Annotated in this window: 25 protein-coding genes; 11 read left to right on the top strand and 14 right to left on the bottom strand. The window is 57.0% G+C overall.

What is annotated here, in order from left to right:
- Positions 1–65 precede the first annotated feature (65 nt).
- The 5 genes from KGB06_RS00345 to KGB06_RS00365 all read right to left on the bottom strand — a co-directional run bounded on the left by KGB06_RS00345 (position 66) and on the right by KGB06_RS00365 (position 4,886).
- The gene (locus KGB06_RS00345; RefSeq protein ID WP_223511157.1) at positions 66–1,022 is read right to left on the bottom strand and encodes an ornithine cyclodeaminase family protein; all 957 of its coding nucleotides are present in this window, start codon (positions 1,020–1,022) and stop codon (positions 66–68) included.
- A gap of 160 nt (positions 1,023–1,182) precedes the next feature.
- On the bottom strand, positions 1,183–1,572 hold the full coding sequence (locus tag KGB06_RS00350) for a RidA family protein (RefSeq protein ID WP_223511158.1): 390 nt from the start codon (positions 1,570–1,572) through the stop codon (positions 1,183–1,185).
- Between the two features lie 11 nt (positions 1,573–1,583).
- Positions 1,584–2,675, bottom strand: a complete 1,092-nt coding sequence (locus KGB06_RS00355; RefSeq protein ID WP_223511159.1) for an amino acid ABC transporter permease — start codon at positions 2,673–2,675, stop codon at positions 1,584–1,586.
- Positions 2,665–3,801, bottom strand: a complete 1,137-nt coding sequence (locus tag KGB06_RS00360; RefSeq protein WP_223511160.1) for an ABC transporter permease subunit — start codon at positions 3,799–3,801, stop codon at positions 2,665–2,667. Before KGB06_RS00360 ends, KGB06_RS00355 begins: the two co-directional genes overlap by 11 nt.
- A 62-nt stretch (positions 3,802–3,863) precedes the next feature.
- Positions 3,864–4,886, bottom strand: coding sequence for an amino acid ABC transporter substrate-binding protein (locus tag KGB06_RS00365; RefSeq protein WP_223511161.1), 1,023 nt, complete (start codon positions 4,884–4,886; stop codon positions 3,864–3,866).
- Between the two features lie 245 nt (positions 4,887–5,131).
- On the opposite strand from KGB06_RS00365, the gene KGB06_RS00370 reads away from it, so the two are divergent.
- On the top strand, positions 5,132–5,812 hold the full coding sequence (locus KGB06_RS00370; protein ID WP_223511162.1) for an SOS response-associated peptidase family protein: 681 nt from the start codon (positions 5,132–5,134) through the stop codon (positions 5,810–5,812).
- 117 nt (positions 5,813–5,929) lie between these two features.
- Here KGB06_RS00370 and KGB06_RS00375 read toward each other — a convergent pair whose 3' ends face one another.
- The 3 genes from KGB06_RS00375 to KGB06_RS00385 are packed head-to-tail and all read right to left on the bottom strand — an operon-like array spanning position 5,930 to position 7,157.
- Positions 5,930–6,085: a hypothetical protein gene (locus KGB06_RS00375; protein WP_223511163.1), complete on the bottom strand. Its 156-nt coding sequence runs from the start codon at positions 6,083–6,085 to the stop codon at positions 5,930–5,932.
- A gap of 59 nt (positions 6,086–6,144) precedes the next feature.
- Positions 6,145–6,456, bottom strand: a complete 312-nt coding sequence (locus KGB06_RS00380; protein ID WP_162830874.1) for an AzlD domain-containing protein — start codon at positions 6,454–6,456, stop codon at positions 6,145–6,147.
- Positions 6,456–7,157: an AzlC family ABC transporter permease gene (locus KGB06_RS00385; RefSeq protein ID WP_223511164.1), complete on the bottom strand. Its 702-nt coding sequence runs from the start codon at positions 7,155–7,157 to the stop codon at positions 6,456–6,458. The genes KGB06_RS00380 and KGB06_RS00385 overlap by 1 nt, the downstream gene beginning before the upstream one ends.
- A gap of 186 nt (positions 7,158–7,343) precedes the next feature.
- On the opposite strand from KGB06_RS00385, the gene KGB06_RS00390 reads away from it, so the two are divergent.
- The 3 genes from KGB06_RS00390 to KGB06_RS00400 all read left to right on the top strand — a co-directional run bounded on the left by KGB06_RS00390 (position 7,344) and on the right by KGB06_RS00400 (position 9,668).
- Positions 7,344–8,276, top strand: coding sequence for a sensor domain-containing diguanylate cyclase (locus tag KGB06_RS00390; protein WP_223511165.1), 933 nt, complete (start codon positions 7,344–7,346; stop codon positions 8,274–8,276).
- Positions 8,277–8,352: 76 nt separating this feature from the next.
- Positions 8,353–8,727, top strand: a complete 375-nt coding sequence (locus KGB06_RS00395; RefSeq protein WP_223511266.1) for a DUF2784 domain-containing protein — start codon at positions 8,353–8,355, stop codon at positions 8,725–8,727.
- A 23-nt stretch (positions 8,728–8,750) separates the two neighbouring features.
- Positions 8,751–9,668, top strand: coding sequence for a LysR family transcriptional regulator (locus KGB06_RS00400; protein ID WP_223511166.1), 918 nt, complete (start codon positions 8,751–8,753; stop codon positions 9,666–9,668).
- Between the two features lie 2 nt (positions 9,669–9,670).
- Here KGB06_RS00400 and KGB06_RS00405 read toward each other — a convergent pair whose 3' ends face one another.
- Together KGB06_RS00405 and KGB06_RS00410 are read right to left on the bottom strand one after the other, a co-directional pair.
- Positions 9,671–11,248 carry a sensor domain-containing diguanylate cyclase gene (locus KGB06_RS00405; protein ID WP_223511167.1) on the bottom strand — a complete coding sequence of 526 codons (1,578 nt, stop codon included), beginning with the start codon at positions 11,246–11,248 and terminating at the stop codon, positions 9,671–9,673.
- A 125-nt stretch (positions 11,249–11,373) separates the two neighbouring features.
- Positions 11,374–11,901 carry a DUF3087 domain-containing protein gene (locus tag KGB06_RS00410; RefSeq protein WP_223511168.1) on the bottom strand — a complete coding sequence of 176 codons (528 nt, stop codon included), beginning with the start codon at positions 11,899–11,901 and terminating at the stop codon, positions 11,374–11,376.
- A gap of 216 nt (positions 11,902–12,117) precedes the next feature.
- Between KGB06_RS00410 and ppnN the strand changes: the two genes are divergently transcribed.
- The gene (ppnN, locus tag KGB06_RS00415; RefSeq protein ID WP_223511169.1) at positions 12,118–13,491 is read left to right on the top strand and encodes a nucleotide 5'-monophosphate nucleosidase PpnN; all 1,374 of its coding nucleotides are present in this window, start codon (positions 12,118–12,120) and stop codon (positions 13,489–13,491) included.
- A 134-nt stretch (positions 13,492–13,625) separates the two neighbouring features.
- Here ppnN and KGB06_RS00420 read toward each other — a convergent pair whose 3' ends face one another.
- Complete coding sequence (locus tag KGB06_RS00420) at positions 13,626–14,687, bottom strand: alpha/beta fold hydrolase (RefSeq protein ID WP_223511170.1); 1,062 nt, start codon at positions 14,685–14,687, stop codon at positions 13,626–13,628.
- A gap of 224 nt (positions 14,688–14,911) precedes the next feature.
- Here KGB06_RS00420 and KGB06_RS00425 point away from each other — a divergent pair, with 224 nt between their 5' ends.
- From KGB06_RS00425 to KGB06_RS00445, 5 genes are all read left to right on the top strand, one after another.
- Complete coding sequence (locus KGB06_RS00425) at positions 14,912–15,652, top strand: response regulator (protein WP_223511171.1); 741 nt, start codon at positions 14,912–14,914, stop codon at positions 15,650–15,652.
- Between the two features lie 545 nt (positions 15,653–16,197).
- Positions 16,198–16,539: a hypothetical protein gene (locus KGB06_RS00430; RefSeq protein WP_223511172.1), complete on the top strand. Its 342-nt coding sequence runs from the start codon at positions 16,198–16,200 to the stop codon at positions 16,537–16,539.
- Positions 16,523–17,014 (top strand): glycoside hydrolase family 104 protein, encoded by a 492-nt coding sequence (locus KGB06_RS00435; RefSeq protein WP_223511173.1) that lies wholly within the window; start codon positions 16,523–16,525, stop codon positions 17,012–17,014. The genes KGB06_RS00430 and KGB06_RS00435 overlap by 17 nt, the downstream gene beginning before the upstream one ends.
- An 88-nt stretch (positions 17,015–17,102) precedes the next feature.
- A complete protein-coding gene (locus KGB06_RS00440) occupies positions 17,103–17,651 on the top strand; it encodes a lysis system i-spanin subunit Rz (protein ID WP_223511174.1) in 549 nt (182 codons plus the stop codon).
- A gap of 149 nt (positions 17,652–17,800) precedes the next feature.
- Entirely contained in the window at positions 17,801–18,025 is a 225-nt protein-coding gene (locus KGB06_RS00445; RefSeq protein WP_223511175.1) for a hypothetical protein, read from the top strand.
- Positions 18,026–18,091: 66 nt separating this feature from the next.
- On the opposite strand, the gene KGB06_RS00450 is transcribed toward KGB06_RS00445, so the two are convergent.
- From KGB06_RS00450 to KGB06_RS00460, 3 genes are all read right to left on the bottom strand, one after another.
- On the bottom strand, positions 18,092–19,528 hold the full coding sequence (locus tag KGB06_RS00450) for an FAD/NAD(P)-binding protein (RefSeq protein WP_223511176.1): 1,437 nt from the start codon (positions 19,526–19,528) through the stop codon (positions 18,092–18,094).
- Between the two features lie 224 nt (positions 19,529–19,752).
- The gene (locus KGB06_RS00455) at positions 19,753–21,156 is read right to left on the bottom strand and encodes an LLM class flavin-dependent oxidoreductase (protein ID WP_223511268.1); all 1,404 of its coding nucleotides are present in this window, start codon (positions 21,154–21,156) and stop codon (positions 19,753–19,755) included.
- A gap of 184 nt (positions 21,157–21,340) precedes the next feature.
- The gene (locus KGB06_RS00460; protein ID WP_223511177.1) at positions 21,341–21,904 is read right to left on the bottom strand and encodes a helix-turn-helix domain-containing protein; all 564 of its coding nucleotides are present in this window, start codon (positions 21,902–21,904) and stop codon (positions 21,341–21,343) included.
- On the opposite strand from KGB06_RS00460, the gene KGB06_RS00465 reads away from it, so the two are divergent.
- Positions 21,899–22,915, top strand: a complete 1,017-nt coding sequence (locus tag KGB06_RS00465; protein WP_223511178.1) for a DMT family transporter — start codon at positions 21,899–21,901, stop codon at positions 22,913–22,915. The genes KGB06_RS00460 and KGB06_RS00465 overlap by 6 nt on opposite strands.
- The last annotated feature ends 102 nt before the right edge of the window (positions 22,916–23,017 follow it).

Consider the following 23,017-nt stretch of genomic DNA (forward strand, 5'->3'; position numbering starts at 1 on the left):
AGGATGTTTCCATCCCCCGGCTTATTATTACGCTGACATGTGTAGAACGACTTCTGAACCTCTACTCAGTTGTTCTTCATATGCAACTGATAAAGCTCATTGGCAATGGCGATATCCTCCAAACCCAATCCGATCGAGCGAAAGAATGTATGACGATCGGGATCGGGCAGTCGGGCAACGCCCGTCAGAAGTTCGGGCAAATCCCCGTAGATACTCTCGGGCAACCAGCCATGCTGGTCTTTTGCCAAGCGCATTTCCCCTGCACTATCAGGCGTCGTCACCCGGTAATCGCAATAAACACTCATGTTCAGCAGCGATTCAGGTGGTACTTCGTGCGCCAGTGGTGCATTGGTGCAAATGGACGTGATCAGCGCTGGCTTTTTGAGCACAGCAGGGTCAAGCACCGTTTGACCGGCCGAGGTGCACAGCAGGATGACATCCGCATCATCGACAGCACTGGCGAGTTCGGTATGAATGCTGACGCGCGGATCGAGGTCTCGTAGTGCCTGCTGCTCGGACACTGGTAGAGAGTCAATGTTGGGTGAGTACAACCTGATATCCCCCCACTCGCGCAGTGCCGAGACATGCCGGACATGCGCTTGCCCCAGCCGCCCCACTCCTACTACGGCCAGTTTGCTGCTATGTACGGGCGCAAGTAAATCTATGGCGAGCGCTGTCGTGCCCGCTGTTCGCTCAGCCGTCAGTTGCCCCGAATCACAGAGCAAGCGAGGTTGACCGTCATCCATCGACATCATCAACGTCCAGGCTGTCACCAAGGCTCCTTCCGGACGCGGGATATAGGGCGAGAGCTTTGCACCAAAGACCCGCTCCTCGGCAAGCGTTCCAAGGTAGCTGATAAAGTTGCCTTGCCCGTTGGGAAACGGATTGCGCAGTTGTGGAGGTTGCACAGCCTTTTCCTGTCCCAACGCCAGGAACATACGACGCATTACGGACACCACATCAATCCGACCGATCAGTTTGGCCACTTGAATTGCATCCAATATGGCAATGTCATTTTTCATCGAATACATTCCTTTATAGAGCACCAGACAGAAAATCTAAAACGTCGAGACGACTCAATACGAGTTCATGGGTATAAACATTAAAACAACGAAGCGCGTAACTTATAGCTACAAGGAGAGCTGTTATTTCTTACAAAATACGACCCAGCACAACCGATTTCTAAAGACAGGCAACTACATCAATTTCAATATCAAACGGAAACGGCCAGGGTTTGACTGCAACAAAAGACCGGACGGGTGGATTTTCAGGGAAATACTTGCGATACACGGTATTCACCTCATCCATCATCGAGGGGTCCGTGACAAAGATCGTGGTTTTCACAACGTTATCGAGGCACGATCCCGCCGACTCAAGAACAACTTTCATCACCCGCAATACCGCGTGAGTCTGTTCAACAATCGTGCCCCGGACAATATTGCCGGTCAGTGGATCGAGCGGCGGCAGACCACAGGTATAGAGCATCGATCCCGAGCGAATCAGCAACGAGGTCGGTGTATTCAAACGTCTGAGCGCATCAGATAAAAACGGTACTTCTATTATTTCTTTCATGGAGGTATCCATTATTGATACAGGCGGGCCCTACGTTCACGTTCAATCGACGCGACGTAGTGTTGGATATACATGCAGATAACGAAGTAGATAACGCCGACAAACAGATAAAGCTCTTTATAGAAGCCTTGCCAGTTTTCGTCATAAAGGCTTGATCTTGCCGACCCCAGCAAATCGAAAAGTCCGATGATCATCAACAGTGAGCTGTTCTTGACGAACGCGATGGCTATGTTGGCAATCGGTTGCAGCGACTGGGCGATGACTTGCGGCAAAATGACGTAGGCATGGCTGCCCCAGTACCCGAACCCCAGACTTGCCGACGCTTGGCGTTGACCGACTGAAAGTGCTTGCAGGGCACCGCGCAAGGCTTCGGAAAAGTAAGCGGCGGTAAATAACGAGAGACCAATACCTGCCCGAAAAAGCTTGTCGAAAATAAGCTCGTCCGGAAGTATCAACGGAATGATCGCAAAGGTCATGAAGACAATAGTGATCGCCGGAACACTGCGAATGAGATCGACATAAAGCCGACACGGAACAGAGATAAGCGGCATTTCCGACCGACAACCCAGCGCCAGCAGCACGCCCAAAGGGAACGCGCACACCAGACCGGCAATGCTGATCAGCAGGGTGATGGGGAGTCCACCCCAACGCGCACGATCTACTGACTCAAGACCGAACAGTCCACCGCTCATCAATAGATAACCAATCAACGCGGCCAGCACCCACAGCACGATGGCCAATGTGTGATGACGGACCCGAAACAAACACCAGAGCGCAACCCCGACGATCAAGGCAATGAAGGTGATCGGACGCCAAAGCGACTCGGGAGGATAGGCCCCGAACAGAATGAGATTTAGCTTGGTGCCGATGAACGCCCAACAGGCGCCGCCGTTCTGGTGGCATAACGCGGCATCGCCGCTAAAGGTTGCATCAAGCAACAACCATTTGAAGATACCAGGGCCAACCAAAACGACGCCCCAGAGAAACAATGCGCCGAACACAAACCGGCTTGGCAAACCTGAGCCCAGGCCTTTCAGGCGCTTGATTAGCGTCAAGGGTGCGACAATCGATACTTGGGCACCATTATTCAGATCACCAGACATAATGTTTCTCCCACAGACCGATTACCCGCGTCGTAATAATGTTTACCGTCACGTAAACCAGCATGAAAATGCTGATCAACTCGATGGCCTGCCCGGTTTGATTCATGGCGGTATTTCCCGCCGAGACCAATTCCGGATATCCCACGGCAACACCGAGCGAACTGTTTTTCATCAGGTTCAGTAGTTCACTGACCACCGCCGGCATCGCGATCCGGAAGGCTTGTGGCATCACGATGTAACGCAGCACACCAAAGTGCGTCAGGCCCAGTGCATAACCTGCTGCAATCTGTCCCTGAGCAATGGACTGCACGGCACCACGGATCGCTTCGGCTATATAAGTGCCCGTGTACACAGAAAGCCCAATGAACATACTCATGAACTCGGGCGAAAAGTGCCCGCCGCCGCCGATTGAGAACTTGCTTGCTGTGGGCCATTCAAATGTCACTTGCCCGGACCACAGGGCGTAGGCGCTGCTCACAACAGCAATCAGGCTGAGGAATATCAGCAAGGCTCCTGGATTCTTTAGTGTGCTGCCACCGGTCCTCACGCTTCTCAAGATGAACGCCACGACGGTGCAAAAGATCGCGACGATCGCCGTCAATGCGAAGGGGTTCGGCCACGGGAAATTGATCCCGCGATTACTGATGAACACACCCGGTACCGGCTCCAGAGCCTCCCGAACTACCGGTAAACCGTAAGTAAAAACAGCGAACCAGAAGAACAACTGCAACAGCAGCGGCGTATTACGGATCGTCGAGACATACACTTTGGCAATTCGCCTGGCCAGGCCGAATTTGGACAACTGAGCCAATGCCGCCAATACCCCGAGCAGCACGGAGAACACAATGGAGCAGAGCGCCACTTTCAGCGTGTTCGAAAACCCCGCGAGCAAGGCGTACGCATATGACTTGTCACCGCTGAAAGCGATCATGCTTTCGCTGAGGTCGAAGCCGGCGCGAGTCCACAAAAAGCCGAATCCGGTATTGATCCCTTTCTGTGTAAGGCGCTCGTTGATCACGTGTCCGAAATACCAAACCGCAATCACGACTACCGTGAGTACTACAAGCTGGACCAACATCGTGACTGCCCGGTGTTGGTGTTTAACTGCGCCATCTCTTGCCGACATGACCTTCACCTCTCGTTTCTGATTCGCCATCTATGTGGCGTTTGAGCCATTCTCATCACGGATCAGAAAAGTGGGGCGTATAGCAGACCACCGTCCGACCACAGGGAGTTCTGTCCACGCTTCATCTGCAAGGGAGTATTTGCACCTACGTTGCGCTCGAAGATTTCCTTGTAGTTGCCTACAGCGGAGATGACATTGATAACCCAGTCATCCTTGAGGCCCAGCCCCGCCCCCACGCCTGGCGTTACACCCAAAAGGCGCCGGATGTCTTCGTTGTTACTGGTGAGCATTTGTTTAACGTTTTCTTTGGTGATACCGAGTTCTTCTGCAGTAAAGGTTGCAAAAACGGTCCACTTGACGATGTCTGCAAAGTGCTTGTCATCGCCTCGGACGACGGGACCCATTGGCGATTTCGAGATCACATCAGGAAGGATGACGTAGTTTTCAGGTTTGCCCGAGTTGAGCCGAATAACCGCCAGCTGCGACACATCGCTGGTGATCACATCACAGCGACTTGCGAAGAATGCCGAGAAGAATTCAGTCCCGCTTTCGATCACCACAGGCTTGAAACTGATCTTCAGCTTGTCGAAGAAGTTGCGAACCACATACTCGCTTGTTGTGCCCTGCTGGATACAGACCGTAGCGCCATCGAGCTCTGACGCTTTAGTGACGCCCAGCTTCTTGTTGATCAAAAAGCCTTGCCCGTCGAAGAAGTCCACTACCGGAAATTGCAAGCCCATTGTGGTATCGCGCGTCAGGGTCCAGGTGCTGTTTCGGGAGAGGACATCGACTTCTCCATTCTGCAGCGCCGTAAAACGTGCCTGATCGGACAGCGGGACAAACTTGACCTTGGGCTTCTCGAAAATCGCTGCCGCAAATGCTTTGCAGAAATCCGCATCAAACCCCTGCCAATCACCCGTACTGCTGGGCGCACCAAACCCGACCAGGCCAGGATGCACACCACAGACAAGCACTCCGCGCTCACGAATTTTCGACAAGGTATCGGCCTGTACCGGTGCAGAAATTGCCAAAGAAAGCCCTAGGGCTGCTGCGGTAGATGCGAAAAGAACTCTTAGACGTGTCATCAGCTTCTCCACTCGGTAGAAAGTATACGATTTGAAGTTATATGACTTTAAACGGTCCTGTCAAGCGACAGCCCCTGCTTGTCTAAGATGATTTTGATCTAGGTTTTACACCGTGCTGGACGGTACGAATGGGGCGAAGATCGCAACCGCTCGCCTCGCTGCCATGGATGAAGCCCAACAGTTTTCCGCTGGCTGGCAGCTAAGCTGAACATTCCCGTCACAGCTTTCCACCGCAGGGTCAGCCGATGTGTGGACGACTGTCGCAGTACCGTGGCATTCACGATTTTGTCGCCGTGCTGAGCATTCCCGATGCGATGATCAATCACGTCGGGGATGAACCCCTGGCCCGCTACAACGCGGCACCCACCACCCAACTCGCCCTGTTGCACCTTGAGCCTGACGGGTTGCACGCCGATCCGGTGCGCTGGGGGTGGCGCCCGGACTGGGCGAAAGATCGCGCGGCGCCGATCAATGCGCGGGTGGAGAAAGTCGCTCATGGCCCGTTCTTCCGGGCGATCTGGCCACACCGCGCGATTGTGCCGATCGACAACTGGTTTGAATGGGTCGATGCAGGCGATTCGACGCGTGTGCCATGGCTGATTCGCCGACGGGACGGCGCACCGAGTTACTGCGCGTCCATTGGCCAGTTTCCCGGTTCTGGCAACGAGCCGCGCGGCGACGACGGTTTTGTCATCATCACGGCGGACAGCGCAGGCGGCATGCTAGACATTCATGACCGCAGGCCGGTGGTGTTGTCAGCGGAACTGGCGCGTGAATGGCTCGACCCGGCCACCCCAAAAGAACGCGCCGAACAGATAGTGCTTTTACAGGGTGAAACCAGCGAAATATTCGAGTGGTACAGGGTCGACAAAGCCGTCGGCAATGTCAGAAACCAGAGTAGCGCATTGATAAAAAAGCTTATTTGACGCAGAAATTGTGGACCGCTAAGCAATTTCTGCGATAACGCAAATTCTGTAGCAGCTTAACAATCGCCCAAAGAAAAGCCCCGCTTGATAGCGGGGCTCTCTGTATGCGTTACCCTCTCAGGGCTTTAATGGCATTTCTATATCACGCTCCGACAACTCTCGACTGTCGTCATGCTTCCAGGTCTGGGGCGGAGGGTTCTCACGTTCGATGTCTTCTTCCGTGGGTTCATCCATCTCTTCATCCGGGTCCGGACGTTTGGGATCATTGGCCATGCGCACCTCTCTTCCTGTGAAGGGACTTATTAAGCTTAGAACAAATTCGAGCGCTCGATTCAGAGCCACCAGCGCAGCAAGAAGAAAAAACCCATGCTCAACAGCATGCTGAGCAAGGTGTTGCGGGTGTAAAGCACCAGCCCCACCGCCACCAGCGAACTGATCAGGTAGGGGTTGTCCCACTGCAAGTTCAGCTGTTTGTCGGGCATGAACACAATCGGCCCGCAGATCGCGGTCAACATTCCCGGTACGGCGAAACCGAGGAATTGCCGGGCATTGCTGCTCAGGCGCACCGGCAACCGGGGTTCGAGAAACACGTAGCGGTTGAGAAATACCAGTACGCCCATTCCGATAATCACCGCCCACACCATCATGCTGCGCGCCCCCTGTAGAGTTTGTTGCAGATAAAGCCCGCGGTCATGCCCGCCAATCCGGACAGCACCAGCGCCGAACCCCATTGCCAGTAGCTGAACAACACCGAGCAGAACAGCGACACCGCGACACACACCACGGTGGGCACGCTGCGCACCACCGGCGTGATCAACGCGATGAAGGTGGCGGCGATGGAGAAGTCCAGCCCCAAATGCTCCAATCCCGGAATGCTGCTGCCCAGCACGATGCCTGCCAGGGTGAACAGGTTCCAGGCGATATAAAACGTCAGCCCGACCCCCAGCGCGTACCAGCGATTGAATTGCTGTTTATCGTGCTGACTGGTGAGGGCAAACAGTTCGTCGGTGAGCAAAAAGCCCAGCCCCACCCGCCAACGCCCCGGCAACGGCGAAATCACCGACCGCATGCTCATGCCATAAAGCAAATGCTGTGACGTCAGCAATACGGTAGTCAGCAAAATCGAAAAGATCCCGGCACCGCCCTTGAGCATGCCGATGGCGACCAACTGCGCGGCGCCGGCAAACACGATGCTCGACAGCCCCTGCCCTTGCAGCGGCGTGAGGTTGGCCTCAATGGCCATGGACCCGGCCAGCAAGCCCCATGGCGCGGTGGCCAGGGACAGCGGCATGATCGCCGCGGCGCCACGCAGAAAGGCACTGCGCGGCATGAGTAAATTAGACATAACGCCCTACAACCAGTGAAAGACCCGAGACTTTGCCAGCAGTCGCGCCGGAAGGCTTGAACAATCTTGCGCACCAGTGCTGAGAGCGTAGACAGCAAAGCTGTTCCATTCATCGGCTGGGCGCTTGATTCGCCTCGATAGTAGCAACATGATGGCGCTGCATTTTTCCTTGAGGCCAGGCCCTGCATGAGCTCAGTCGAACCCGATAGTGATGTCTATAAAACCCTGCTTGAGTCAACCAATGCAATTCCTTGGCGGATCGACTGGAACACCATGACGTTCAGCTACATAGGCCCGCAGATCGAAGCGCTGTTGGGCTGGAAGCAAGACAGTTGGGCGACGGTCAACGACTGGGTCGAGCGCATGCACCCGGACGATCGGGATTACGTGGTGGAGTTCTGCGTCTCGCAATCGCGCGCAGGGGTCGATCATGAGGCGGATTATCGGGCGCTGACTCAACAAGGCGACTACGTGTGGATTCGCGACGTGGTGCACGTGGTGCGCAAGGACGGTGAAGTGGAAGCGCTGGTGGGCTTCATGTTCGACATCAGCGAGCGCAAGAAAACCGAAGAGCATTTGAGCCGGCTGCAGAAGCAACTCGAAGAGTATTCCTTCCAGGACGGCCTCACCGGTATTGCCAACCGGCGCATGTTCGACACCGTGATGGAGCGCGAATGGGGCAATGCCCAGCGCACGGGCCTGCCGCTTTCGTTGCTGATCATGGACATCGACTATTTCAAGCAATTCAACGATCACTATGGACACATCAAAGGTGACGAATGCCTGCGTCAGGTGGCCCAGACGTTGTCGCTGGCAGCCAATCGACCGCGTGATTTCATTGCCCGGATCGGCGGCGAAGAATTCGTCTGGCTGCTCCCGGAAACCGATGCCGAGTCCGCACGGCTGGTGGCTCGCAAATGCCTGCACCTGATTCGCCAGCAACACATTCTTCATGAGTTTTCGCCGGCTTCGCCGCTATTGAGCGTGAGCCTGGGCGTCGGCACCACCGTCGCCCCGCTGCAAGCGACCGCACTGGAGTTCATCGAGCAAGTCGACAAGTTGCTCTATCGGGCCAAACACAACGGCCGGATGCGCGCCGAGTTTGCTGATTTTCGTTGAACTCCTGGAACCCATAGAGCCGCCGCCGACGCCCGAGTACCATGAAGTGATTCGCATGACAGGTCAGGGAGGCGACATGCTTTACCGGATCGCCGCCGACGGGCTGGTGCTGTTTCATCTGTTGTTCATTCTGTTCGTGCTGTTCGGCGGGCTGCTGGTGCTCAAATGGCGGTCGCTGATCTGGGCGCACCTGCCCGCCGCCGCGTGGGGCGTGACGGTTGAAGTCTTGCACCTGACCTGCCCGCTGACCCAGTGGGAAAATCTCATGCGCCAGGCGGCCGGGCAAAACGGCTACGGGGGCGGCTTTATCGAACACTACGTGTGGCCGGTCATTTACCCGGCTGGCCTGACGCCCGCGATTCAGTTGACGCTGGGCAGCGTAGTGCTGGCTATCAACGTGCTGGTCTATCTTCGGCTGATCAGGCTGTGGAAATTGCGCCGGGCCGCCTGAAACAAGCGCCGAGGATTGAGTCCATGTTGTCGATTGAAGACCTGAGTCTGCTCCAGGCCATCCGCGAGACCGGCAGCCTGTCGCGGGCCGCCGCTCACTTGGGCAAGGCGCCGTCGACCGTGTCCTACGCTGCGCGGCAACTGGAGGAGCGCTTCGACGCGTTGCTCTTCGATCGCCGTCGTTACCGCTTGCAGCTCACCCCGGCTGGCGAGTTGCTGGTGAACGAAGCGGCGCGGTTGATGCAGGACGTGTCCCGGCTGACCCAGCGAGTCCAGCAAGTGGCCAACGGCTGGGAAAGCCGGTTATGGATTGTCACCGACGAATTGCTTGAATTCGAAGCCTTGATACCAGTGATCCACGAATTCGACGCGCTGGAATCCGGCGTACCGCTGCGCATCACGCAGGAGGTGCTCAAAGGCGTTTGGGAAGCCCTGCGAGAAGGCCGTGCGGACTTGATCATCGGCGCCACCAACGAGCCGCCGGCGATCCCGACCCTGCGCTGGATGCAATTGGGGGAAATGGAGTGGGTGTTCGCAGTGTCTCCCAAACACCCACTGGCCAAGGCCAAAGAGCCTATTTCACGGGCGATGGTGGCGCAGCACCGAGCGATTGTCGTGGCCGATTCTTCAAGGGTCACGGAGGGCAGCACCTACGGCGTCTCTGGCGGCCAACCAGTGCTCGCGGTACCGACCATGCGCGCAAAAGTCCTGGCTCAATGCGATGGGCTGGGCGTCGGCTGGCTGCCCCGGCACCGGGTGGGCTCGTTATTGAAAAACGGCACCCTGGTCGAAAAACAGATGGCCGACCCGCGCGAACCGAACATTCTGTATGCCGGCTGGCGCGGCGATCATGACGGTCGTGCATTGGGCTGGTGGCTGGAAAAACTCAAGCAATCGTACCTCTGCACCCAACTGGTTCAGGGTAGCGACCGGTTTGTCTGAACTCAGTTGGCAGTGACACTCATGTTGCGCCCGCTGGTCTTGGCCACATACAGCGCCTTGTCCGCCGCACTGACCAAATCATCGGGTTGGTCCTGCGAGGCCGGGTTGTAGGCGCAAACACCGATACTGACCGTTACCCTGCCCTCCGGACTTTCGCAGTGCGCAATGTCCGCCCGCAGTACCGCGTGGCGGATGTTTTCGGCCACCAGAAAAGCGCCCGCATAGTCGGTGCCAGGCAGCACCACCGAGAACTCTTCGCCGCCATAACGCGCGGCAAGGTCGCCGGGGCGCTTGATGTTGTCCTTGATGATCGCGCTGATCCGGCGCAAACACTCATCGCCGGCCACATGACCATAACGATCATTGAAGCTCTTGAAGTGATCAACATCGATCATCAGCATGGCAAGGTCAGTCAGCGTGCGCCGTGCGCGGCCCATTTCCGCGAGGATAAACACGTCGAACTGACGCCGGTTGGACAGACCGGTCAACGCATCCTCAAGGGCCAGCAATTCAAGGCTACGATTGACCTCGATGAGTTTTTCCTGGCCATCGAGCAACACACGCTGGACGTGTTGTTGCTGCTTCATGACGTGAATGAGGCGGTAACCAAGCCCGCCCAGAAACAGCAGTAGCGAAACCACGATACCTGCGCTCAATGCCGTCTCTTTGCGCCAGCCGACCAGGACTTCCTCCTTGTCCAGCGCGGCAAAGATGATCAGCGGATACCCGCTGACCCGCCGAAACCCCACCACCCGTTCCACACCGTCCACATATGACTTGACGGTGGCCGTGCCGGAATCGCCTTTGGGCAACAGTTGAGTAAACAGCGGCGCCTTGGCCACGCTGATGCCAATGTCAGCCTCATTGAACGGCCGCCGCACAACAATGCTGGCATCATCGGCAAACAGGCTGATCACCCCGTTGCGGCCCATATCGATACTGTTGTAAAGCTCAAGAAAATGACTGAGATAGATCGTTGCCAGCGCCACACCGGCAAATCGACCATCCGGATGATTGATCCGGCGTGACACGGTCATGATCCATTCACCACTCGAACGACTTTTTATCGATTGACCGATATGCGGGCCGCGGTCGGGATGGTCACGATGAAAAATGAAATATTCACGGTCGGAATTGTTCGCGCCAGGTACCTCGGCGCCATTGGAGTTGGCGATCCAGCGCCCCGCTTCGTCAAAGACGAACAAGCCATGCAGTTGCTTCAGCTCGCTGCGTTCAGCGCTGAGCAACCGTTGCAATCTGGGCAGTTGTTGCGCACCGACACCATCGTTTTCAACGCGGTCCACGAGGGCAAACAGCAGCGTATCGGCCTGTTTTATCGACGCTTGCGTTTGCGACGCCAGGGTCTGCGCCAGGTTGGACATCGCCACTTCTTTGTCATGCAGATGGTACTGGCGCGAATTCCAGGCTTGCCAAATCACGATTGCCGTCATCGACAGGCACACAGCCACGAGCAGAACTACCGCGTAGCGGACCTTGAGCCTCGACGCACGCTGGCCGGTCTTCCACGACGCGGTGGTACGGGCGCTTTCAGTTGGATCTTTAATGGACGAATGCCCCATAACGTTCCCTGATTCGTTATGACAGGGCAACTTTTCCTGTTCGCCCTTTGAATGCCGTTCCAGCAACAAGATAGGCGATTTGCTAGCTTCATGACGGGATTGTGTGGGGAATCCGCCCTAAAGTCTTACTTCGACGACTGTTTCACCGCCTCAAGCCAGGCCGGATCCAGACGGGTCTGATCGGTGTCGATGCCCAGCGCATCCATCCGCGCCTTGTGCTGATCCATCTCGCGGATCAATTGACTGTGGTCGCTGGAGTTGCCGTCCAGTTCGTGCATCTGGTTCAAGCCCAGGTGGTAAAAACGCAGCAGCTTCATGGCCACCGGATCACCCGTCTCAACCGCTGCGGTGACCTGATGCATGATGTTTGTGATGCTCATCAAGCTGCGCTTGAGCCGCCAGCCGTACACCGCGGGCGCCATCCATGGCTGGTTCCAGAACTTGCCGCGCATCAGCGCCACCATCAGCAACACCGCGATAAACACACCGCCGACGTTGAACCGCAGGTTGTCGCCGTCGGGCTCACCGAATAACGCCACCGCCGCCGTGGACAGCACCATCGCCAGCGCCAGGAAAATCAGGGCAATAATCACCGTACTGCGGCGCGTCTGTTGTCGATAGGCTTGGGCATTCTTCGGCTGGATTTCGAACATCGCGGCAGGGTTCCTTGGGGCATGAGCAAAAAAGAAGGCCAGGCATTATCGCCTCTGCGAGGGATTTAGCTATGCTGACGCTCCTTTTCATCTTTTCATCGTCAAACGGGGGACATGGCGGTACAGCGCAGTTCGTGCCATCTTCATCCATGGATACACTCTATTCGGATGCCATTCGCGCGGCTCGGTGAGTGACATCGTTTTAAGGATCATTGAATGACCCAACGACAAGTAATCAACGCCTCGGTCAGCCCTAAAGGCAGCCTGGAAACCCTTTCTCAACGCGAAGTCCAACAACTGAGCGAAGCCGGTTCCGGCAGCACCTACGACATCTTCCGCCAATGCGCCCTGGCGATCCTCAACACTGGCGCCCATGTCGACAACGCCAAAACCATCCTTGAAGCCTACAAAGATTTTGAAATCCGCATCCACCAGCAAGATCGCGGCGTACGCCTGGAACTGCTGAACGCACCGGCCGACGCCTTCGTCGACGGCGAAATGATCGCCAGCACGCGTGAGATGCTGTTCAGCGCCTTGCGTGACATCGTCTACACCGAAAACGAACTCGACAGCCAGCGCATCGACCTGAGTACCTCCCAAGGCATCAGCGACTACGTGTTCCACTTGCTGCGCAACGCCCGCACCCTGCGCCCCGGTGTCGAGCCGAAGATCGTGGTCTGCTGGGGCGGCCACTCGATCAACACCGAAGAATACAAATACACCAAGAAAGTCGGCCACGAACTGGGTCTGCGCAGCCTCGACATCTGCACCGGTTGCGGCCCCGGCGTGATGAAAGGCCCGATGAAAGGCGCGACCATCGCCCACGCCAAACAGCGTATCCACGGCGGGCGTTACCTCGGTTTGACCGAACCGGGCATCATCGCCGCCGAAGCGCCAAACCCGATCGTCAATGAGCTGGTGATCTTGCCGGACATCGAAAAACGTCTGGAAGCGTTCGTGCGCGTCGGCCACGGCATCATCATTTTCCCGGGCGGCGCGGGCACGGCCGAAGAGTTCCTGTACCTGCTCGGCATCCTGATGCACCCGGACAACCAAGGCCTGCCCTTCCCGGTCGTCCTCACCGGGCCAAAACATGCCGCCCCGTATCTGCAACAACTGGACGCGTTCGTCGGCGCCACGCTGGGCGATGCCGCGAAGAAACATTACGAGATCATCATCGACGATCCGGCTGAAGTCGCACGGCAGATGACTCAGGGGCTTAAAGCGGTCAAACAGTTCCGCCGCGAGCGCAATGACGCGTTCCACTTCAACTGGCTGCTGAAGATCGACGAAGGCTTCCAGCGCCCGTTCGACCCGACCCACGAAAACATGGCCAACCTGAAACTGAGCCAGGCCCTCCCCGCCCATGAACTGGCGGCCAACCTGCGGCGCGCGTTCTCCGGCATTGTCGCCGGCAACGTCAAGGACAAGGGCATCCGCCTGATCGAACAGCACGGGCCTTACCAGATCCGTGGTGATGCGGCGATCATGCATCCGCTGGATCAACTGCTCAAAGCCTTCGTCGCCCAACACCGGATGAAACTGCCCGGTGGCGCGGCATATGTGCCGTGTTATCAGGTTGTGGCGTAACCTCGACCTGACCAACACTGTATATCCCTGTGGGAGCGAGCCGGCTCGCGATAGCGGTGTGTCATTCAACATTAATGTTGACTGGCATGGCCTCATCGCGAGCAGGCTCGCTCCCACATTAGTTGTCAGTGTGGTTAAAGGTGATCCGCGTCGATCACGGCTTTGGCAAACGCCTGTGGATCTTCCTGCGGCAGGTTATGGCCGATGCCGCCATTGATCAGTCGGTACTCATACTTGCCAGTAAAACGCTTGGCGTAATCCTCGGCCGCCGGGTGCGGTGCGCCGTTGGCGTCGCCTTCCATCGTAATGGTCGGCACCGTGATCGAAGGTGCCTTGGCCAGCCGCTGTTCCAACGCTTCGTATTGCGGCTCGCCCTGAACCATGCCCAACCGCCAGCGATAGTTGAAGATCGTGATAGCGACATGGTCCGGGTTGTCCAGGGCGGCCGCACTGCGATCATAGGTCGCGTCGTCAAAGGCCCATTTCGGGGACGCCAGCTGCCAGATCAACTTGGCGAAGTCGTGACGGTTTTTTTCGTAACCGGCCTGGCCGCGATCGGTCGCAAAATAGAACTGATACCACCACTGCAACTCGGCCTTGGGCGGTAACGGGTTCTTCCCCGCGGCCTGATTGCCGATCAAGTAGCCGCTCACCGACACCAGTGCCTTGACCCGCTCCGGCCACAGCGCCGAGACGATGTCCGCCGAACGCGCGCCCCAGTCGTAGCCGCCGAGCACAGCCTGTTTGATCTTCAACGCATCCATGAAGTCGATGACGTCACTGGCCAACGCGGCGGGTTGGCCGTTGCGCAGGGTCTTGTCAGACAGGAAATGCGTGTCGCCGTAACCCCGTGCATACGGAATCAACACCCGGTAACCCTTGGCCGCCAGCAGCGGCGCCACTTCACTGTAACTGTGAATGTCGTAGGGCCAACCATGCAGAAGAATCACCACGGGGCCATCGGCGGGCCCCACCTGCGCGTAAGCCACATTCAGCAAACCGGCCTTGACGTGCTTCAGCGGACCGAACGGGGTATACGAATCCGCACTGGCCACAGCCGGCTCTGCGGACGTGGTGGCGGCTTGCGCATTGACAGCGCCGAGGGCACCAAACTGCATCAGCGCGAAAGCGAGCATCGTCGGCGCCATAAAGCGCCGGCGTGATGCGGTTTTACGGCTCAACACATTCATCTTCATGGTGATGTCCCTACAAGTCATTTGTCGGAGGTTTTAGCGGTGGATGTGAGGCAAGTCGCATTGCCTCGATGGAAGCCATTTAATCGCCCGCTAGTATCTGCCATGTGTCGTCAAAACAGAGTTATTAAGGCGTAAGGTGTCAAACAGAACGCCTGATACAGTGCGATACAAATCCCTGCACCGCCCCGTGATACGTACCGTGCGAAAAACAAGAGGGTTGAGCAATGGAGCATGTGAACCACATCCTGATCGTCGATGACGATCGCGAGATTCGCGAGCTGGTGGGCAATTACCTGAAGAAAAACGGCTTGCGCACAACTGTGGTTGCCGACGGCCGGCAGATGCGCCATTTTCTGGAAACCAATCAGGTGGACCTGATCGTGCTGGACCTGATGATGCCCGGTGATGACGGCCTGGTGCTGTGCCGTGAATTACGCGCAGGCAAACACAAAGCCACACCGATCCTGATGCTCACCGCCCGCAATGACGAAACCGATCGTATCCTCGGCCTGGAAATGGGTGCCGACGATTACCTGACCAAACCCTTCGCCGCCCGCGAACTGCTGGCGCGGATCAATGCGGTATTGCGCCGCACACGGATGCTGCCGCCAAACCTGCTGATCACCGAAACGGGTCGGCTGCTCGGCTTCGGACGCTGGCGCCTCGATACCACCGCTCGCCACTTGCTGGATGAAGACGGCACCATGGTCGCCCTCAGTGGCGCGGAATACCGCTTGCTGCGCGTGTTCCTCGATCACCCGCAACGCGTGCTCAGCCGTGACCAATTGCTCAACCTGACCCAGGGCCGCGATTCCGACCTGTTCGACCGTTCCATCGATTTGCTGGTAAGCCGATTGCGCCAGCGCCTGCTGGATGATTCACGCGAGCCGACCTACATCAAGACCGTGCGCAGTGAAGGCTACGTGTTCTCTTACCCTGTGGAATTGCTCGGCGCACCCCAATGAAGTGTTCCCTGTATTCGCCGAACACGCTGCTGTCCCGGTTATCGCTGTTTTTCCTGGTGAGCCTTATCGGTACTTTGGGGATAGCGCCATGACAAGATTTAAAATATGCCACCGACACGCTAATTAATGAGTATTTAATAGCAAATAGCAAATAGCAAATAGCAAATACTGGACTAACAACCCTTAAAATTTTCACCCACAAAAAAATCATGCCAACAGCTAGTCATCTAGCCTTGGGCATGGCGATGCAGCACGAAAAGAGCAAAATAGTAGCGCTGACCGCCCCCACGACACCATTCCTCAAACTGCGTGCACAGTCCGAATTTGGACTTGATATTGTCACTCGCCAACATCGGCGCTAATGTCAATACCAGCCCGACGTTAAACCATGAACAAGTAGATTTTCAAGTCAAGCGATCTCCCTACAGAGTATTCCTTGCTTAAACGACAACTGTCGTTCGCGCAGTATTATTGCAGGCGCGTCGACATTGCTATTGCACATTCCAATCTAAAGAAGCTCTACATTCGCAAGGCGAGAGTTAATCATGATCAAGAGACAAAGTGATAGAGGAGTGTTTATTTTTGGTTATTTAGTAGTGGCTTGCGCAATCATCGCATCGAGTATCGCGTTAATCTTTCATGCCGAAGCAAAAATCACTAAAACTCGCTATGAAGAAGTACGCGAGGAAAGACTTCAGAGAATGCAGACTGGCCTGGACACTCTCGTGGAGCTTAAGTCCGTACTAAAGCACACCACTGGAATACCCTCCCCTGACTTACTAAAAGCGGCACACACCTTAGACCAGTTAATTTCAGACATAGAAGCCCAGCACATTAAAATCAACATAGAAAATAACAGGGAGAAAAAAAATGGCTCACGTCAATGAGAAAGAAGCTGGCGGACTAAATATTCTTGCTTTTTTGGACATGCTTGCATGGTCAGAAGGGACGGACAATGGAAAACAGTGCTCCAGCAATCATGGTTACGACGTGATCGTCGGCGGCGCGCTATTTACTAGTTACGTCGACCATCCTCGAAGACTAGTCGCTTTACCCAGGCTGGGTATTAAATCCACGGCAGCAGGTCGCTATCAATTACTGTCGCGGTACTGGGATGCCTACAAAGACTCGCTTAAACTTGTCGGTGGTTTTACACCCGAAAATCAGGACCGAGTCGCTATCCAGCAAATTCGTGAGCAAGGGGCACTTAATGACATCAAAGCAGGAAGAGTAACGGAAGCCATTGCCAAGTGTTCAAATATTTGGGCAAGCCTGCCGGGCGCAGGATATGGACAGCATGAGCAAACCGTTGAAAAACTAATCGCTCGCTATGTTTCCGCGGGTGGCCTCTTAGATGCTTGATAACCGACCCAATATAGTGAATTTATTGACCGGTACATTTTATCGACCACTAGCTGTGAGATTGTAAAAACACCCAAGAGGTACACATGTGATTGCTTTTATTCTGAAGTCTATTCCTCTGGTTATCGCAGCCGTGATCGCGGCAAGTACCGCGTGGATGATTCAGGGGTGGCGATATGGCGTCGAGATTGAATCCTTACAGCGGGTTCACGCTGACACCATGGCCGAAATTAGCCGAGTCGCTGCACGACAATTACAGGCGCAGATGGACCGGCATAAGGAACAGGCCAACGAGATTATATTGCTCGATAAAAGGCACTATCAGGAGTTACAAGATGCACAGCAAAATTCCGCTCGTCTTAGTGCTGATCTTGCCACTTCTCATCAGCGGTTGTCAGTCCGCGTTCAGCGTTGCTCGTCCAGCCACTTGCCTGCAACCGCCAGCCCCCCCAGCCTGGATGATGGAGCCCAGCGAGCCGAACTATACCCAGAGGATGCAGCGGCTCTTGCAACCATCACCGGTGACGCCGATCGTTGCGCCGTAAAGCTGAGCGGACTTCAAGGTTACGTTTGTGCAATCAATCCTGATGCACCTGATTGTGGGTTAGCCGGTAAAGGCGCGGCAAGGCCTGAATAGGAAAACCGCCAGCGCCTCCTTGTCGACCGCACACCTCGCTGACATCGGATCAACGATCTCGATAACGACTATGCCCAAGGGTGTTTTTCCATCACCACGCTCCAGCACTAGAGTGGCGACATCTTCTTCCCACGCTCTGGAGCAACCTCATGAAAAGCCTCATCGGTCTTGGTTTCGCCCTGTCGGTTCTTGGCGCTACATCCGCTATCGCTGCGCCGCAGGCCACCTCCCGGATTGTCGCCGCCGTTAAAGTCAGCCAACCGGCCACACTCAATGTGAACACTGTCGGTAGCGATCACAAAGACAGTCAGCCGAGCGCACTGTACGTCGCTGAAAACCGCCCTGAATTCGGCTCGAAGTATCAGCGGTATTGATTAACGGCTTTGCGCCGCTTGAACAAAAAACCCTGGGTAGATCCGATCTACCCGGGGTTTTCTTTGTTAAACGCAATCCCCGACAAGTCGCGCCGCCAGGGCTTTAGCCTGTAGGGCTACGTCGGTGACTGCCGTGCTTTCCCACCACATGCCGCGCAACGGTGGCCCCATGGCGAACAGGCGCCGGGCGACCAGCCCTTCGGCGTCCAGTACGGCACCGTCGACAGCCGCTGCAATCCCCAGCGCCAACGGTCCCGGCCGGATCAATCCGCGCGCCAACAGTTGCTGTGGCAGCGGTCGGGCGACCCGGCGCCAGTCATACTCGATGCCGCTGGAGTTGATCAACGCCGCGCCACGCACCACACACGTGCAGGCCTCGCCACGACGACGAATGCGGATGCTGACTCCGTCCTGCGACCCGGGTTCAAGGCCTTTGAACGACGCCGCTTGAATCCGCAAGCGCCCTTCCCGGTGTAACCGCTCCACCAGGGCGGCACTCAAGGGTGGCGAGCGGTGGTGATGACTTTCCCACCACGGCCGGAGATGTCGCACAAACTGCCGACGCTGCCGGTCCGTCGCCTGATTCCACAACCGGCCAATGTGCGCACGCACGGTATCGAGCGGTGCTTGCCAGTCGATGCCTTGGGCGATGGCCTCCCGACAATGTTGTCGCAGCTCGCGCACCAACTGGCGTGGCGCGCGAATGCTGTGATCGTCAGCCAGAAAATCTACCCAGGCCGGTGGTTGCCGACGCACATGCGGTAGCAATCCGTGACGGGAAAACACTTCGATCGGCCCGCGATGCCCGGCCTGTTCCAGCGACACCACGGCATCGACCATGGTCAGGCCGGAACCGATGATCAGCACCGTCGACTGTGGATCAAGCTGGCGCATGGCGGCGACATCCCACGGATCCAGCGCTGCGGCGTTCAAACCGCTGGACTCTTTCAGTGGCGTGCGCGCCGCGGGAAACATCCCGGTCGCCAGCACGGCAAAAGCGCCCTGCAAGCGTTGCCCGTCACTCAATGTCAGCCGAACTGAATCGTCGTCCGTTTGCAGATCGATCACTTCCGCCTGCACATGCTCGACCGTGGAGCCATTCAGTGCCCCGACGGCTTGCGCTTCGGCCAGGCGTTGCTGCACGTACACGCCAAACAGGCCCCGTGGCGGGAACAATTCGCTGATCGGCACAGGTTGTTCGGCCGATTCCGGCCAGCCACCGGTGGCGATGTGTCCAGTCAACCATTGCGTCAGGTCATCGGCGTTGTCTGGATCGACGCTCATCCGCGCCGCGTTGCCGTTCAGCGTATGGCCCAACTCGACTGCGCTATAGGCTTCGCCTCGACCGAGCTCCGCACGGGGTTCAATCACCAGTACCGAACGACGGCCAGGCAAACGCAACAATTGCGCCGCCAGCATCGCGCCACTGAGGCCGCCGCCGATGATCAGAATGTCTGCGTGGCGGGTGGCGTCGATCGTCTGCGCGCTTTGGATTTCGCTCATGCCCTGCTCATTGGTCAATGTTTACCGGAATGGAACGCTGTGCATGCCACCTTAATGTGTTGCTCACCAGCACACAAACCTCCCCCTGTAGGAGCTGGCTTGCCAGCGAAAGCGGCATGTCAGTCAACATTTATATCGACTGATCCACCGCCTTCGCTGGCAAGCCAGCTCCTACAGGTGACCTCGTTTTCTGTGAGATAGGCGATCAAATGTAGCGAAGGCGTCTAGGCAGACACCACTTTCTTCTCCTGCTGGTGCAATGCCGCCAGATCCCGATAACCCGCTCCCGGATGAATATCCGGCAACCGCGCTCCTTCCCCAAACAACTTCTCGCGCAAGGTTCCCGGCGCATAGTCGGTCTTGTACACACCGCGCTTCTGCAACTCCGGCACCAGCAATTCCACGGCATCGATGAAGGTTTCGTGGGTCAACGCATAGGCCAGGTTGAAACCGTCCACGTCGGTCTCCTCCACCCACTCTTGCAGAAGATCGGCGACTGTCTCGGGACCGCCGACAAACAACGGCCCAAATCCGCCGATTCCCACCCAGTCCGCCAGTTCGTTGGGCGTCCAGACCTTGTTCGGGTCCGCCGTGGAAAACGCTTCTACCGCCGATTGAATGGCATTGGTGTGCACGTGCTTGAGCGGTTCATCGGGTTTGAACTGACTGAAGTCGATGCCGGTCCAGCCGGAAATCAACGCCATGGCCCCTTCGTAACTGACCCAGGTCTTGTATTCCTCGAACTTGGATTTGGCCTTCGCGTCTGTTTCACCGAGGATTACCGTTTGCAGGTTGAAGATCAGGATTTTCTTCGGATCGCGCCCGGCCTCGGCGGCACGTCGGCGAATGTCGGCCACGGTTTTCTTCAGCAACACTTTCGACGGCGCGGCGACGAATACGCATTCGGCATGTTCGGCCGCAAACTGCTTGCCCCGACTCGATGCGCCGGCCTGATAAAGCACCGGCGTGCGTTGCGGCGAAGGTTCGCACAGGTGAATGCCCGGCACCTGGAAGTGTTTGCCAACGTGGCGGATCTCGTGAATTTTGCTCGGGTCGCTGAAGATCCGCCGCTCGCGATCACGCAGAATCGCGCCCTCTTCCCAACTGCCTTCCCAGAGCTTGTAACAAACCTCCAGGTATTCCTCGGCGAAGTCATAACGGGCGTCGTGTTCGGTCTGGTTTTTCTGGCCGATGTTTTTTGCGCCACTCTCCAGGTACGAAGTGACGATATTCCAGCCGGCGCGGCCCTTGGTCAGGTGATCCAGCGTCGACATGCGTCGGGCGAACGGATACGGATGTTCAAACGATAGCGAGGCGGTCAGGCCAAACCCCAAATGCTCGGTCACCAGTGCCATCGGCGGGATCAGTTGCAGCGGATCGTTGACCGGTACTTGCGCGGCCTGACGGATCGCCGCCTCACCGTTGCCGTTGTAGACGTCGTAGATGCCCAGCACATCAGCAAGGAACAAGCCGTCGAACTTACCGCGTTCAAGGATTTTCGCCAGATCGGTCCAGTATTCGAGGTCTTTGTACTGCCACGAACGATCGCGCGGGTGCGCCCACAAGCCCGGCGACTGATGGCCGACGCAGTTCATGTCGAAGGCGTTGAGGCGAATTTCGCGGGAGATACGTGGGGGTTGGGCTGGGGTTGTCATGGGCCGACTCCGGGATTCTGGTAAATGCTCCGGAGGCATTTGCAGGAGTCGTGCCTGAATATAATTTCCTGTTATTTCAATAAGTTGGTGAATCTTCCAAGAAAGACTTGAAGCTTTAGAAGGGCAAAGTGTCTATCCACTGTTGATCGGTAAACAGTCAGATCACCACGTTGCGCACAAACCGCGCCGCCACGGGACCATCGTTGCGATAGGCATGGGGCTGGTTGCTGGCGAACATGAAGAACTCACCGGCAGCGATATGCTGCGGCGTGTCGCCCAGCATCAAGGTCAGGCAGCCTTCAAACACGTAGATCTGCTCGCTCCAGCCTTCGGCGTCCGGTTGCGACGGGTAAATTTCCCCCGGTTGCAGGCACCATTCCCATTGTTCCACCTCGCGAGTCGCGGTGGCCTTGGACAGTAAAACGGCTTTGCTGCCGGGGATTACTCCGGCCCAGGCCACTTCGTTGATGCGGCTCGGGTCGCGGGCGTCCGGGGCCTGGATCAGATCGCTGAAGGCCACCTCCAGCGCTTCGGCCACGCGGTCGAGAGTGGTCAGGCTGACGTTCTTCTCGCCGGCCTCGATGGCCACCAGCATCCGGCGGCTGACTCCGGACTTTTCGGCCAGCGCGGTCTGGCTCATGTCGGCGGCGTGGCGCAAACGCCGAACGTTTTGGCTAACGTGCTGGAGGACCGAAGCCCGTTGCGTGGAATCTTTGTGCACTATATTGCTCACTTGGTAGGGTTGGGCAGTATACTGCGCAACATTCGGCGCATTGTGCGTCCCCCTCAGGTAGCGTGCAAGGTCATGACGTCGGCGAACTCTTCCCCCCGTTTCTCACGGTTCAGCAAAGCCGAGTGCGTGCTAGTGCTGATCACCATGGTCTGGGGCGGCACCTTTTTGTTGGTGCAGCATGCGATGACCGTCAGCGGCCCGATGTTTTTCGTCGGCCTGCGCTTCGCCGCTGCCGCGAGCCTCGTCGCGCTGTTCTCCTGGCGCCACCTGCGGGAACTGACCCTGTTCGAACTCAAGGCCGGGGCCTTTATCGGTGTGGCGATCATGCTCGGTTATGGTTTGCAGACGGTCGGCTTGCAGAGCATTCCCAGCAGCCAGTCAGCGTTTATCACCGCGCTGTACGTACCTTTCGTGCCGTTACTGCAATGGCTGGTGCTGGGACGACGCCCGGGGTTGATGCCGAGCATCGGGATCATGCTGGCGTTTACCGGGTTGATGTTGCTGTCGGGGCCTTCCGGCGCTTCGTTCAATTTCAGTCCGGGTGAAATCGCCACGCTGATCAGCGCCATCGCGATTGCCGCGGAGATCATTCTGATCAGCACCTATGCCGGTCAGGTCGATGTGCGTCGGGTGACGGTGGTGCAATTGGCTACCACGTCGGTGTTGGCGTTTTTGATGGTGGTGCCGACTCAGGAACGCATTCCGGACTTCTCTTGGCTGCTGTTGTGCAGCGCCTTGGGCCTGGGCGCGGCGAGTGCGGCGATTCAGGTGGCGATGAACTGGGCGCAGAAGAGTGTTTCACCGACGCGGGCGACGTTGATTTATGCCGGCGAGCCAGTGTGGGCCGGGATTGTCGGGCGGATCGCCGGGGAGCGGCTGCCGGCGATTGCACTGGTTGGCGCGGGGTTGATCGTGGCGGCGGTGATTGTGAGTGAGTTGAAGACCAAGGGTAAGCGTGCTGCGGCGCAGGAAGAGTTGGAACGGGAAACACAGGGTTAGGCCGTAATATCTGCGGTGCATGGTAGATCGCCTTCGCGAGCAGGCTCGCTCCCACAGTTGATCGCGATGTACTCAGATTATGTGTATACCAAAGACCAAATG

Origin of the sequence: Pseudomonas sp. GL-B-19, from assembly GCF_019956415.1 — a bacterium.
Classification (GTDB): domain Bacteria; phylum Pseudomonadota; class Gammaproteobacteria; order Pseudomonadales; family Pseudomonadaceae; genus Aquipseudomonas.